Source organism: Sandarakinorhabdus oryzae (assembly GCF_009733735.1).
GTDB classification, from domain to species: domain Bacteria; phylum Pseudomonadota; class Alphaproteobacteria; order Sphingomonadales; family Sphingomonadaceae; genus Sandarakinorhabdus; species Sandarakinorhabdus oryzae.
The window spans coordinates 1-13432 of the sequence record NZ_WNJP01000074.1; the positions used below are offsets into that span (position 1 = coordinate 1).

At 67.4% G+C, this 13432-nt stretch carries 10 protein-coding genes and 1 pseudogene; 3 read left to right on the top strand and 8 right to left on the bottom strand.

The annotated features are described in order from the left end of the window. Nucleotides 1-1965 (bottom strand): transketolase (locus tag GJ693_RS08840; protein ID WP_156255945.1); only part of this gene is annotated, 1965 nt, incomplete at its 3' end. A gap of 65 nt (nt 1966-2030) precedes the next feature. Between GJ693_RS08840 and GJ693_RS08845 the strand changes: the two genes are divergently transcribed. Next, nucleotides 2031-2633 (top strand): glutathione S-transferase family protein, encoded by a 603-nt coding sequence (locus GJ693_RS08845; RefSeq protein ID WP_156255946.1) that lies wholly within the window; start codon nt 2031-2033, stop codon nt 2631-2633. Between the two features lie 39 nt (nt 2634-2672). On the opposite strand, the gene GJ693_RS08850 is transcribed toward GJ693_RS08845, so the two are convergent. The 7 genes from GJ693_RS08850 to tpiA form a co-directional block, all read right to left on the bottom strand. After that, on the bottom strand, nt 2673-5390 hold the full coding sequence (locus GJ693_RS08850; RefSeq protein ID WP_156255947.1) for a TonB-dependent receptor domain-containing protein: 2718 nt from the start codon (nt 5388-5390) through the stop codon (nt 2673-2675). Nucleotides 5391-5514: 124 nt separating this feature from the next. Beyond that, nucleotides 5515-6204 carry a type I pantothenate kinase gene (locus tag GJ693_RS08855; protein ID WP_197042074.1) on the bottom strand — a complete coding sequence of 230 codons (690 nt, stop codon included), beginning with the start codon at nt 6202-6204 and terminating at the stop codon, nt 5515-5517. Further along, on the bottom strand, nt 6201-7829 hold the full coding sequence (locus tag GJ693_RS08860; RefSeq protein WP_156255949.1) for a CTP synthase: 1629 nt from the start codon (nt 7827-7829) through the stop codon (nt 6201-6203). The genes GJ693_RS08855 and GJ693_RS08860 overlap by 4 nt, the downstream gene beginning before the upstream one ends. Before the next feature lie 83 nt (nt 7830-7912). Further along, nucleotides 7913-9187, bottom strand: a complete 1275-nt coding sequence (locus GJ693_RS08865; RefSeq protein WP_197042075.1) for an MFS transporter — start codon at nt 9185-9187, stop codon at nt 7913-7915. 11 nt (nt 9188-9198) lie between these two features. Continuing rightward, nucleotides 9199-9549 carry a preprotein translocase subunit SecG gene (gene secG, locus GJ693_RS08870; protein WP_156255954.1) on the bottom strand — a complete coding sequence of 117 codons (351 nt, stop codon included), beginning with the start codon at nt 9547-9549 and terminating at the stop codon, nt 9199-9201. 71 nt (nt 9550-9620) lie between these two features. Continuing rightward, nucleotides 9621-10049, bottom strand: a complete 429-nt coding sequence (locus tag GJ693_RS08875) for an SRPBCC domain-containing protein (protein WP_156255950.1) — start codon at nt 10047-10049, stop codon at nt 9621-9623. 27 nt (nt 10050-10076) lie between these two features. After that, nucleotides 10077-10793: a triose-phosphate isomerase gene (gene tpiA, locus GJ693_RS08880; protein WP_156255951.1), complete on the bottom strand. Its 717-nt coding sequence runs from the start codon at nt 10791-10793 to the stop codon at nt 10077-10079. 86 nt (nt 10794-10879) lie between these two features. Here tpiA and GJ693_RS08885 point away from each other — a divergent pair, with 86 nt between their 5' ends. Both GJ693_RS08885 and GJ693_RS08890 read left to right on the top strand, forming a co-directional pair. Further along, entirely contained in the window at nt 10880-12772 is a 1893-nt protein-coding gene (locus GJ693_RS08885) for a peptidylprolyl isomerase (protein ID WP_156255952.1), read from the top strand. 5 nt (nt 12773-12777) lie between these two features. Next, nucleotides 12778-13432, top strand: a pseudogene (locus tag GJ693_RS08890) (anthranilate synthase component I); the annotation flags it as partial.

Here is a 13432-nt window from a genome sequence, read left to right on the forward strand (position 1 = left end):
CGCCAGCGCCTCCGGCAGCAGCGCGCCCATGGCGACGATGGCGGCTTCGGCACCGGGCGCGGGTTCGCGCAGCCAGTAGCCGCCGGCGATGGCACCGGCCTGCCAGCCGGTGCCGCTGCGCTCGATTTGCGGAATGCTGCGGGTGGAGAGGCGGAAATAGACACTTTCCCCGGCGGGATCCTGGACATGGCCGAAGGCGTGGTGCAGCAGCAGCGCCAGTTCGTCGGCATAGGCCGGCTCGTAATGGGTGAGGCCAGGCTGGCCCATGGCGATCAACGGCGGGTTGATCGACTGATGGGCGCCGCCCTCCGGCCCCAGCGTCACGCCGGACGGGGTGGCGACCAGGATGAAGCGGGCATCCTGGTAGCAGGCGTAATTCAGCGCATCGAGACCGCGCGCGATGAACGGGTCATAGACGGTGCCAATGGGGATCAACCGCGTGCCGAACAAGGGCGCGGTCAGCCCGGCGGCGGCGAGCACGAGGAACAGATTATGCTCGGCAATGCCGAGTTCCACATGTTGCCCGCTGCCTTCGCCTTGCCATTTCTGTGGTGACGGGATCTTCGCCTGCCGGAACACGTCCGGCATCTGCTGCCGCCGGAACAGCCCGCGCGCGTTTACCCACGGGCCAAGACCAGTTGAAACTGTGACATCGGGCGAAGTGGTGACGATGCGCTCCGCCAGCGGCCCGCCGGCCTTGGCCAGATCGAAAAGAATGCGGCCAAAGGCGGATTGGGTGGATTGTTCCTCCCCGGCGGGCGCCAGAATGGCCGGCACTGGCACCGCGTCAAACGCCCGGTCGCGCGGCAGGGTGGCGGCGGGACTGGCGGCGACAAAGGCCTGCAGGGCAGCCGCCTGCTTGTCGCCTAGCCCGGCCCATTTGTCCCACTCCGCACCCGCCGGGATGCCCAGCCCGTCGCGCAGCCCCTCGATCTGGGTCGGGGTCATCAGCCCGGCGTGATTGTCCTTGTGGCCGGCAAAGGGCAGCCCGCGGCCCTTCACTGTATAGGCGATGATCAGGCAGGGGCGATCATCGCTGGCGGCCTGCGCATAGGCCTCGAGCAGCGAGGCCATGCAGTGCCCGCCCAGATCGGTCATCAGCCGTGCCAGCGCCTCGTCGTCGTGCGCGGCCAGGATCGACGCCACTGCGTCACCCAGGTCTGCCGTCAGCCGCGCCCGCCACGCCGCGCCGCCCTGGTAAGTGAGCGCGGCATAATCGGCGTTGGGGCAATCATCGAACCATTTGTCCAGCGCGGCGCCGCCCGGCCCGGCCACCACCGCAGCCAGCCGCCGCCCGTGCTTCAAGGTGATCACCCGCCAGCCGCAGGTTTCGAAGATGTCGTCAAAGCGGCGGAACATGCGGTCTGCCGTGGTGTGATCGAGGCTCTGGCGGTTGTAATCGACGATCCACCACAGGTTGCGGATGTCGTGCTTGTAGGCCTCGATCAGCGCTTCATAGATATTGCCTTCGTCGAGCTCGGCATCGCCCATCAGCGCGATCATGCGGCCGGTGTCAGCCGGGTTCAGCCGGCCGTGGGCGACCAGATAATCCTGGAACAGCGAGGCAAAGGCGGTGATGGCGACGCCCAGGCCCACCGAGCCGGTGGAGAAATCGACCGGGATCGCGTCCTTGGTCCGGCTGGGATAGGATTGCGCCCCGCCGAAGCCACGGAAATTTTGCAGTTTCTCCAGGCTCTGGCTGCCCATCAGATAATGGATGGCGTGCAGCAGCGGGCCAGCATGGGGCTTCACCGCCACCCGGTCATTGGGGCCAAGCGCGGCGAAATAGAGGCTGGCCATGATGCTCGACATGCTGGCGCAGCTGGCCTGGTGGCCGCCGACTTTCAGCCCGTCGCGGCTGTCGCGCAGGTGATTGGCGTTGTGGATCGTCCAGGCCGACAGCCAGCGCAGGCGGGTGTCGAGCGCTTCCAGGTGGGCGATGGTTTCCGGGGTGGCGGGCAGCATGGTCGGCCCTTGCCGCGAAAGCGCGGCGCGTGCAACGTCTGCGCCATAGTTGGGGAGAGATAACGATGCTGCTCTGGTCCGCGCCCGATCCGGCGCCCAATCCGCGCCGGGTGCGGCTGTTCTTGAAGGCCAAGGGGCTGACCGTGGAAGAGCGGATGGTCTCGCTGCAGGCGCGCGAGCACAAGGGCGACGACGTGGTGGCGCGCAACCCGCGCGGCCAGGTGCCCTTTCTGGAGCTCGACGATGGCCGGGTGATTGCCGAGACGATCAGCATCTGCCGCTATCTCGATGATCTCCATCCCGAACCGCCGCTGATCGGCACGACTCCGTTCGAGCGGGCCGAGACCGACATGTGGATCCGGCGCGTTGAAACCGGGCTGGGCACGCCGGTGGGCCTGTTCTGGCAGCACGGCCATCCCTTCACGGCAAAACTGGTGCAACAGATCCCGGCGATGGGAGAGGCCACAAAGGCGCAGGCCGTCGCCATGATGGGCTGGTTCGACGGCCAGCTGGCAGAGCGCGACTGGCTGGCCGGCACGCGCTTCACGCTGGCCGATATCGCGCTCTTGTCCATCGTGGATTTCGCGGGCTGGATCGGGATCGGGCTGCCAGAAGAGGCAACGGCGCTGCGCGGCTGGCATGCGCGGATGGGGGATCGACTTCAGTAGTGGTCACCCCGGCATTCGCCAGGGTGACGGGTTGAGGCGTCAGAAGAACAATTTCCGCACCGAGAGCGTCACCGTCCGCCCCAGCGGATCGAGCTGGTCGCGCTGGAAGCCGAGCGGCTCGGCGCCACTGCGGTCGCGCACGTTGATGCGATCATTGAACAGATTGTCGACCCTCAGCGAAATGCGGCTGCCGCGCAGCCAGGGCATTTTCAGCAGCACATCCTGGCGTTGGCCAAGATCGGCGAAGAGCCGCAGATTGACGGTGGTGCGGGGCGAGAAGAACAGATCGCCCGGCGACTGGCTCGCGCCCGACGGATCGACCAGCACCGATGTCGCCGACTGCCAGTTGACACCGATGCTGCCACCCAGACCGCGGCGGCCGCCGCCCAGCCGGGCCTCGATCTGGTGCCGCGGCGCGCCGCCGGTCGAGCCGACAGCCGATCCGTTCAAGAGGTCGAGCACCGGCACGCCGGGGCGGATGCCGATCTCGTTCTTGAACGTCCAGGTGTGGAAGACCGTCAGCTGCAGCCGTCCATCGAGGAAGCCGCGCGGCGGGCCACCGCCACCCCGAAAACCGCCACCACCGGCCCCCGACGGGCCACCGCCGGCACCGGGCGGGCGCTGACCGTGCGCAAAACCGAACGGATTGCGGGCAAAGGCGCGCACTTCGGGCGGCAGCGGCTGGCCGTTCTTCAGCGCCTCCTGCGCCTTGGCGCGGGTTTCGGCGATGCGCTTTTCGGTGGCGGCGCGCTCGGCCTTGCCGGGCTTCAGCGCCTGGGTGAGCGTGAAACCCCAGCGCAATTCCTGCCGCTCCGAATAGTCGAAGTTCACCGGCCGGTTATCGATCTGCACCAGCCGGCCGCCGGCATCGCGGGTGAACCGGTCCGGGAAGGCGGCTTCCAGTTCGGCGGTGGCGGTTGGGAAGGCCGCGATCGGATCATCGATGCGCGACCAGATATAATTGGCGTTGAGCACCAGGTCGGTCTTCTCGAACGGCCGCAGATTGGCACCCAGCTTCCACACCTGGCGCTTGTCGTTGGCGAGCGCCCGATTGCCGCCATCCAATCGGCTGATGTCCAAGGTTTCGCCGCGGATGAAGTCGAACACGCGCACATTGGGGGTGATGATGGCGGGATCGCCGAGCTGGTTCACCGACGGGGCGCCCTGTTCGCGGGTGAAGCTGGCGATAAAGGCCCAACCGGGGCTGGGCTCCCAATTGGCGCCGGCGCCCCAGGTGACCAAAGTGCCAAAATCCGACAGCGTGTCGGCGGCGATATTGGCATTGAGCGTCAATTTGCCGAGGAACGGCAGCACGTTATCGCGCGACGAGGCGATCGGCAGGTCGAAGTTTGCCTGGAAATTGCCCTGCGTGCGTTCCAGATTGGCGGCGCTGACCAGGCCGGCGCGGGTGGCCGTGGTGTCCAGCGCCAGATGCTGCACCTGCGCCTTCAGCGCCACCGCCAGCGGACCGGCAGGCAGTTGCACCGGGCTGCCATTGAGCAGCAAATCGAGGCTGAGATTGTCGCTGATGCTGCTCGCGGTGTCGGTGAGCCGATTGCCGCCGAACAGGCCGTCGCCAAAGGGTGACAGACTGCCCGTCGTGATCAGGCCCTGCGCCACCGTCGTGTCGATGCCGCGATCGATGCGGCTGCGGCTTTCGGCATGATTCCAGTTGCCGGTGAGGTTCCAGCGCCATTTGCCGATATTGCCATCAAGCACGGTGCCGAGCCGGCCGGTCCAGCTGTCACCCGATCGCCCGAGCGGATCGGGGGCATAGCGATTGACCAGCACGTCGGCGCTGAACGGCGAGAAGGGGCTGGTGGCCGGCAGGGTGACACTGGCTGTGGGCAGGCCCTGCAGGCTCTCGGTCAGCGTGCGCTCGATCCCGCCAGTCAACGTCGCGCCGATGGTGCCCAGGCTGCCGGCGATGGTGCCGTTGAGGCTGGCGGTGCGGCTGTCGGGCAGCAGGGTGCGATAGGGGCGGATATCGGTGCTGTTCACCGGCGCTGCTGCGAACTGGGCCAGCGACGGGCTGGCCACCCCGGCCGGCACGCCGAGCACGCTGCGGCCGGGCAGCGCCGGATCGACATCGGCACCGGGAATGATGGCGGAGACATTGCCGCCCAGCGCGAACGGCCGGCTTTGCGGCGGCGTGGTGATTCGGCGTTCGGCTTCGGTCACCATCGTATCGATGCTGTATTCGGCCTCGATGCTGGTGCGGGTACCATTGCGGAGCCGCAGCAGATTGGCCTCGATCTCGGTCGAGAAGCGGCCGCCATCGGTGGGGCCGCCCACGTCGACCTCGCCGGTCCACGCCTTGAAGCGCGGGCGCAGCACGAAGTTGATCACGCGCTGATCGGCGCGGAAGCCATATTTCAGGCTGACTTCTTCGGGCAGCACCTCGACCCGGGCGATGGCTTCGGGCGGGATGTTGCGGATTTCGGCAAAGCCCGACGTGCGCTTGCCGTTGAGCAGCACCGCCGGTGGGCCACCGCCGCGGCCGCGGCCGGATTGGGTCTGCGGCGCGATCTGGGCCAGGATATCGGTGATGCTACTGGCACCCAGTGCGCGCAGTTCCTGCGGACCAAAGCTCAGTTCGGGCTTGATGTCGCCCACCACCTGGCCGGGCAGGCGCTGGGTGGACACGGTGATGGTCTCCTCGTCCTCCGGCAGGGCCTGTGCGGTCTGGACGGGCGCCGGCTGGGCAGACACCAAAGCGGCCGGCGCGGCCGCCAGCACCAGGGCAAGGCGATACATCTGGAACAACGGGGCAATCCTGACGCTTTGGGGGCAATGCGGTCGGGGCTGCCCTAACCGTGTTGACGGCGTTGGGAAATCCCGTGCGTCAATGACTACGGCTGCGCTGTGGCTTTCCCCCGCGTCACAGCGCCAGGCTGTGATCCAGCGCCTTGGTCACCACGATATCGGCCAGCGGCTTGGCCCGGGCGATATGGTCCAGCCAGTTGGGCCGGTTGATCCCGTTCCACACCTGCAGCGCGAACTGACGGGCCTCGGCCTCGCTCATGTGGCGGAAGCGGGCGTAGAAGCTGGTGGGGTCGCTCGCCGCCGCCTCCCACAGGCCCATGAAACGGGCAAGGAACCAGGCGATGATGTCGTCCTCGGCCGCGTCGATGTAGAGCAGGAGGTCGAGCGGCGGGCGCTGGCCAGCAGCATCAGGGGCGAGGCCAAGGCCTTCGACCAGCACGATTTCAGCCCCGGCGATGGTGCGGGCGGCGGCCGGATCGACGTCGTAGGTGGTATGGCTGTAGGCCGGCACGGTGACGGGGCCGAGCTTGAGGCCGGCGAGTGCGGCGGCCAAGGCGGGCGTGTCATAGCTTTCGGGGAAGCCCTTGCGCAGCGACAGGCCTTCGGCTTCCAGCTCGGCGTTGGGCTTGAGGAAACCATCGGTGGACAAGATCTCCACCCGCCGCGCCAGCGCATCGGCAATCTGACGGGCCAGCGTGGTCTTGCCCACCGCCACCGACCCAGTGATGCCGACAACCAGGGTTTCGCCCGGCTGGTGATGGGCGGCGATGCGCGCCGCCAGATCGGTGGGCGTGACCGACGTCACACCAGCCGGCTTTGCGTGATCGCCGCGGCGATGAAACCGGCGAACAGCGGGTGCGGATCGAACGGCTTGGACTTCAATTCCGGGTGGAACTGCACGCCGATGAACCAGGGATGGTCGGGCCGCTCCACCACTTCGGGCAGCAGGCCATCGGGCGACAGGCCGGAGAAGATCAGGCCCTGCTTCTCCAACGCCGGGCGATAGGCACCGTTGACTTCATAGCGGTGGCGGTGGCGCTCCTCGATATGGGTGCTGCCATAAACGCTGGCGGCCACACTGTTGGCGCCCAGGGTCGCCGGATAGGCACCCAGCCGCATAGTGCCGCCCAGATCGCCGCCAGCATGACGGGTCTGCAGGCCTTCCGCGCTCATCCACTCGGTGATCAGGCCCACCACCGGCTCGCTGGTCTCGCCGAACTCGGTGGTGGAGGCATCGGCAATGCCGGCCTGGTTGCGCGCCGCTTCGATGCACGCCATCTGCATGCCAAGGCAAATGCCAAAGAAGGGCACGCGGCGTTCGCGGGCAAAGCGCACACTGGCGATCTTGCCTTCGCTGCCGCGCTCACCAAAACCGCCGGGCACCAGAATGCCGTGCATCGGCTCCAGCCGGGCGGCGACATCGGCGCCTTCGAAGGCTTCGGCGTCCAGCCACTTGATGTTGACCTTGACCCGATTGGCGAGCCCGCCGTGCACCAGTGCTTCGGTGAGCGATTTATAGGCGTCCTTCATGCCGGTGTATTTGCCGACAACGCCGATCGTCACTTCGCCTTCCGGATTGTGGATACGCTCGGAAATGTCGGTCCAGCGCTTCAAATTGGGGGCCGGCGCGTCGCTGATGCCGAAGGCGTGCAGCACTTCGTCGTCGAGGCCCTCGGCATGATATTGCAGCGGCACTTCATAGATGCTCTCGGCATCCAGCGCCGAAATCACCGCTTCCTTGCGCACGTTGCAGAACAGCGCGATCTTGGCGCGGTCACTTTCCGGCAGCGGGTGCTCGGAACGGCAGACCAGCACGTCGGGCTGGATCCCGATGCCGCGCAGTTCGGCAACGCTGTGCTGGGTCGGCTTGGTCTTCAGCTCGCCCGCGGCCGCGATGAACGGCACCAGCGTGACGTGGATGTAGCAGACATTGGCCTTGCCCACATCAGCGGCCATCTGGCGGATGGCCTCCAGGAAGGGCAGGCTCTCGATGTCACCCACGGTGCCGCCGATTTCGCAGATGACGAAATCCAGGCCCTCGGTCTCGGCCTTGGCGAAGGTCTTGATCGCGTCGGTCACGTGCGGGATCACCTGCACGGTACCGCCCAGATATTCGCCACGGCGTTCGCGGGCGATGATGTCGGAATAGATGCGACCCGAGGTGATGTTGTCGGTCTTGCGGCTGGCGACGCCCGTGAAGCGCTCATAATGGCCGAGATCGAGATCGGTCTCTGCGCCATCGTCGGTCACATAGACTTCGCCATGCTGATAGGGGCTCATCGTCCCCGGATCGACGTTGAGATAGGGATCGAATTTGCGGATGCGGACCTTGTAGCCGCGCGCCTGCAACAGGGCCGCCAGAGAGGCGCCCATGAGTCCTTTGCCCAGCGAGGAAACCACGCCGCCGGTGATGAAAATATACCGCGTCATGGGAGAAAAGCCTTAAGCCCATATCGCAGGCCAGCGCCAGCCCCTGCGTGCGGTTGCGGCCAAAATGCCTGTGGACAGTCGGCTCAATCCGTCTCGATGCGGCTGTTGGCCTTGGTGTCCGGCAGCGACAGGGCAGCCACCAGGGCGATGCCGGCCATGACGGTGACATACCAGAAAAAGCCGGATTCGAGGCCGGCGTCCTTGAAGGCCAGCGCCACATATTCGGCCGAGCCGCCAAAGATGGCGACGCCCAGTGCATAGGGCATGCCCACACCCAGGGCGCGAATATGGGCGGGGAACATCTCCGCCTTCACCAGGCCGGAAATGCTGGTGTAGCAGGACAGGATGGCGAGGCAGCCGATGATCAGTCCCAGGCCTTCCAACCCCGGCTTCGCCGTGCCGATCGCGGTGAGCGCCGGCACTGTGGCCAGCGTCGCCATGATGCCGAAGCTGACCAGCAGAGCGCGGCGGCCGAGCAGATCTGAGGCGGCGCCAAACAGCGGCTGCATCGCGGCATAGGCCAGCAAGGCGATGGCCGAGGCCGAGGTCGCCTCCTGCTTGGTCCAGCCGGCGGAGAGCACCAGATATTTCTGCATGTAGGTGGTGAAGGTGTAGAACCACAGGCTGCCGCCAGCGGTGAGCGCCAGCACGATCAGCAGTTCGCGCGGATGGGCAAGCAGGCGCTGCAGCAGCGTGCCGGGCGGGATGACGGCCTTCTCGAACGCCTCGGTTTCGTGCAGGCCGGTGCGCAACCAGAACACCAGCACGGCGCACAGCGCGCCCACCACGAAGGGGATGCGCCAGCCCCAGTCCTTCAGCGTGGCATCGTCCATCTGCGATTGCAGCAGCACCAGCAGCGCGAGCGCCAGCAATTGGCCGCCCACCAGCGTCACATATTGGAAGCTGGCGAGGAAGCCGCGCCACCTGGCCCGCGCCACCTCGCTCATGAAGGTGGCCGACGCACCATATTCGCCGCCGACCGACAGGCCCTGCACCAGCCGCGCCAGCAGCAGGATCGCCGGTGCCAGCAGGCCGACCTGATCATAGGTGGGTGCCACCGCGATCAGCAGCGAGCCCGAACACATCATGGCCACAGAGAGGGTGAGCGCCGATTTGCGGCCGCGCTTGTCGGCCCAGGCGCCGAGCAGCCAGCTGCCGATGGGGCGCATCAGGAAGCCGACGGCGAAGATGGCGGCGCTGTTCAGTGCGGCGGCAAGATCATCGCCGGGCGGAAAGAAGCGCGGCCCGAAATAGAGCGCGAACGCCGAATAGGCATACCAGTCATACCATTCGACGAGGTTGCCGGCGGCGCCGCCGAAAATCTGGCGCAACTGGCCGGGTTTGGCGGATCCGGCCACGCGGTGCGGGTTTACTGGGCGACCGGAACGCCGGGGATGCCCGGCAGCTGGGCCGGGGCCTGCGCTGGCGCCGAAGCCGGCGCGGCCGGGGCGTTCACCTTGGCAGCCACGGTCGGATCGATCTTTCGCGCCTTGTTGGTGCCGGCAGCCAGCACCGCCAAGATGATGGACATGACGATGAACAGGCTGGCGAGGATGGTGGTCGACCGGGTGAGCAGATTGGCCGCGCCGCGCGCCGTCATCAGGCCGCCACCGCCGCCGCCGCCAATGCCCAGCGCCCCGCCTTCGGAACGCTGCAGCAGGATCACGCCCACCAGTGCGAGGGTGATCAGGCCGTGGATGACGAGCAGGAAGGTAATCACGGGCAAGCAGGCTTTCGTTGCGGAATTCGGGGATCGGCTCGCGCCTTACATTGGTTCGTCGCGCGGTGCAATCAAGGCGCCGCCGCGACCTGTTCGGCCAGCCGGCGATAATTATCGAGAATGGCCTGCCAGCCCTGCCGCTGCAGTTCGGGCGGATTCTGCGATTCCGCGTCAAATCGGGTTTCGACGCGTGTGCCGGCGGCATCGGCCACAAAGGTGGTGCGCGACCGGCGGCCATCGCCGAGCACCAGGGTCAAGGCGTGCGGCGGATCGACTTCGCTGTACACACCGCCGAAATCAAAGCCGAAGCTGCCATCCTTCGCTTCCATCCGGGCGCTGTGCTGGCCGCCGACGACCAGATCGACCTGTGCCGACGGGCAGTGCCAGTCATCGCTGGCAAAGTTCCAGCGCGTGATGGCCGCGGGATCAGTATAGAGCGCCCAGGCGCGCTCCGGGGCCAACGGCACGAAGACGGAAACGCTGAGTTGTTCGGCAGCCATGCGGCCCTCCCTTGTGCGCTCAGCCTATCAAGCCGCTGCTGCAATCGCCAGCAGGCTCTGCGCCGTCAAACTCGCCCCGCCGACCAGCAAGCCGCCAACTTCGGCAACGCCCAGCAGTTCGCCGGCATTGGCCGGCGTGACCGAGCCGCCATAGAGAATGCGCACGCCATGGCCAGCCGAACCGAAGCGACCAACCAGTTCGGTGCGGATGTGTCCATGCGCGGCCGCGACATCGGCGAGCGTGGGCGTGAGGCCGGTGCCGATCGCCCACACTGGTTCATAGGCGATGATCAGTCCTTCGGCCGTATCGGGCAGCGAACCGGCGAGCTGGCGGCTGAGCACGGCGTCGGTCTGCCCGGCGTCGCGCTGTTCGCGGGTCTCGCCGATGCACAGGATCACCTCAAGTCCGGCGGCCAGGCCGGCCGCGGCCTTGGCGCGCACATCGGCGTCGCCCTCGCCATTGTCCCGCCGCCGCTCGCTGTGGCCAACGATGACGAAGCCCGCCCCCAGATCGGCCAGCATCGCGGCCGACACGCAGCCGGTGTGGGCGCCCTTGTCCTTCGCATGGCAATCCTGGCCGCCGATCTTCACCGCGCCGGCCGAAACGATCACCGCGCGATCAATCAGGGTGAAGGGCGGCGCGATCCACACAGCGCGTGCGCCCGATCCGGCCATGGCGGCGATCTCGGCGATATCCTCGCCCAGGCCATTCATCTTCCAGTTGCCAACGATGAGGGCGGGCATGATGGTTCCTTGCGCTAAAGTGCGGTGCTTGTGGCAAGCGGTGCGCCTCGTTACAAGCGGCGCGTTCCCCTATCCACGGAATTTCAATGCTCCAGTTTTTTCGCCGTTCGCTCACCAGCTGGCCCGTGCTCGCCCTGTTCGGCCTGATCCTTGTCGCCTTCGCAGTGACCGGGGTGAACGATCCATTCGGTGGCAGCGCGCCGGCGGGTTCGGTGGCCAAGGTAGGCAGCCGCACGATCACGGAGCCGGATCTGGTGCAGGCCATCGATCGCACCGTGAAAAATCTGCGCCAGCGCGACCCCACCCTCACCCAGGCCGAAGCCGCCCGCCAGGGCGCGGTCGAACTGATGGCGACGCAGCTGATCGGCCAGACAGCGATGGAGGAAATGGGCAGCAAGGCCGGACTGGGCGCATCGCACACCGCAGTCGATCTGGTCATCACCTCCATCCCGGCCTTCCAGAGCGGCGGCAAGTTCGATCAATTGTCCTACGACCGAGCGCTGGCCAGCCAAGGTCTGACCGACAAGAAACTGCGCCAGTCGATTGCGCGCGACCTGGTGCGCGAACAATTGCTGAAGCCGATCACTGGCGCGCTGGCCGTGCCCGATGGCGTGGCAGAGCTTTACGCCCGCCTGCTGGTCGATCGCCACGAAGGCGCGGTGGCGACCATCCCCGCCCCCGCCACCCAGCCGGCGACCGCCGCCGAAGCCCAGGCCTGGTACAAGGCCAACAGCGCCCGCTTCACCATCCCGGAACGCCGCGGCTTCCGCTATGCCTTCATCGACAACAGCAAGATCGCCGCCGGCGTGACCGTGGCCGAAAAGGCGATTGCCGACGCCTTTGCCAAGGATCCGGCCAAATATGGCGGTGCGGCCACCCGCGTGCTGGAACAGGTAGTGGTGCCCGACGAAGCCAAGGCCAAGGCCATCGTGGCCGAAGCCGCGACCAAGGGCTTTGCCGCCGCTGCGCAGGCCCTGGCCGGCTTTGGGGCCAGCGATATCGCGCTGGGCAGCCAGACCGAGGCCGGCTTTGCCAAGGCAACCAGTGCAGACGTGGCCAAGGCCGCCTTCAGCCTGCCGGTTGGCAAGGTCAGCGCACCGATCAAGAGCCAGCTGGGCTGGCATGTCGTGCGCGTCGCGGCCATCGGCGGCGCCGGCAAGACGCTGGCGCAGGCCCGCCCGGCAATCGAAGCCGAACTGAAGGCACGCGCCATCGATGATGCCGTGGCCGATGTCGTGGCCCGCATCGAGGATGGCGTCGAGGCCGGCAAGAGCTTTGCCGACATCGCCAAGGATGTTGGCCTGACCATCGAAAGTCATGGCCCGGTGACCAACAAGGGCATCGCGCCCGGCCAGCCGCCGCTGACCGGTGATCTCGCCACTATTGCCGCCCGTGCCTTCAAGCATGAGCCGGCCGATGGCCCGCTGGTCGAGGATATCGGCGCTGGCCGGCTGGTGGTGGTGGAAACCAGCACCGTGCTGCCCGCTGCGCCGCCGCCGATCGCCGAGGTGATGCCGCTGGCCCAGGCCGGCGCCGCGCAGGACAAGGCGATGAAGGCTGCCAGGGCCAAGGCCGATGCCGTGCTGGCCGCGACCAAGAAAGGCGTGGTGTTTGCCAAGGCGGTGGCCGATGCCGGCCTCGCCGCGCCGCGGCCGTTGAATGGCCGCCGCGTCGATATCCTGGGCCAGCAGAACGTGCCCGAGGCCGCGCGCGCCTTCCTGAATGGGGCGGCCGGCAGCACACAGCTGCTGGCCGGCCAGGGCGGCTGGATCATCGTGCATGTCGATCGCATCATCCCCGGCGATCCCAAAGCCCAGGCCGGCCTGATCGAGGCCAGCCGCCGCGAAGTGGGCAGTGCCCTGCCCGGCGAGATGGCCGAAGGCCTGGCCAAGGCCAGCATGGCCGCCGTTGGCGTTGACCGGAACGAAGCGACCATCCGCAAGCTGCGCCAGCGCCTTGTGGGTGATGCCACGCCGTAAGTGCCATGACCGGCCCATCGACCGACCGGCGCATCGCGCCCGACCGCGCCAGCGCCACCGCTGCGCTCGCCGCCGGCCGGCCGCAGCTGATCTGGACGCGCATCGTTGCCGATACCGAAACGCCGGTTTCGGCCATGCTGAAGCTGGGCGCCGAAGGATCGGGCGCCTTCCTGCTCGAATCCGTGGAAGGCGGCAGCGTGCGCGCCCGCTATTCGCTGCTTGGGCTTGATCCCGACCTGGTGTGGCGCGCCCGCGGCAATAAGAGCGAGATCAACCGCAACTGGCAGCGCGACCAGAACGCGTTCACGGCGGTGGACGGCGACACGCTCTCCGCCCTGCGCGCGCTGGTCGCCGAAGCCCGCGCCGATGTGCCGGCCGAACTGCCGCCAGCGCTGGCCTGCTTGGTCGGCTACATGGGCTATGAAACCGTGCGGCTGGTCGAACCCAGCGTGCCCGATGCCGGCCCGTCAGCGCTTGGCCTGCCCGACATGGTGTTTGTGCGCCCCACCCTGCTGCTTGTGTTCGACCGGTTGCGTGACGAGCTGTTCATCGTGGCGCCGATCTTTGCCGCGGCCGATCCCGGCGCCGCCTGGGATGCCGCCGCCGAGCGCATTGCCGAGACCGAGCGCCGCCTCGCCCAGGCGCTGCCGCTGGCGCCGC

Excerpts from the sequence above, each read along its gene's own strand:
- tpiA (WP_156255951.1), bottom strand. The coding sequence starts at position 10,793 with ATGCCCGCCCTCATCGTTGGCAACTGGAAGATGAATGGCCTGGGCGAG.
- GJ693_RS08860 (WP_156255949.1), bottom strand. The coding sequence starts at position 7,829 with ATGACGCGGTATATTTTCATCACCGGCGGCGTGGTTTCCTCGCTGGGC.
- GJ693_RS08875 (WP_156255950.1), bottom strand. The coding sequence starts at position 10,049 with ATGGCTGCCGAACAACTCAGCGTTTCCGTCTTCGTGCCGTTGGCCCCG.
- GJ693_RS08885 (WP_156255952.1), top strand. The coding sequence starts at position 10,880 with ATGCTCCAGTTTTTTCGCCGTTCGCTCACCAGCTGGCCCGTGCTCGCC.
- GJ693_RS08850 (WP_156255947.1), bottom strand. The coding sequence starts at position 5,390 with ATGTATCGCCTTGCCCTGGTGCTGGCGGCCGCGCCGGCCGCTTTGGTG.
- GJ693_RS08845 (WP_156255946.1), top strand. The coding sequence starts at position 2,031 with ATGCTGCTCTGGTCCGCGCCCGATCCGGCGCCCAATCCGCGCCGGGTG.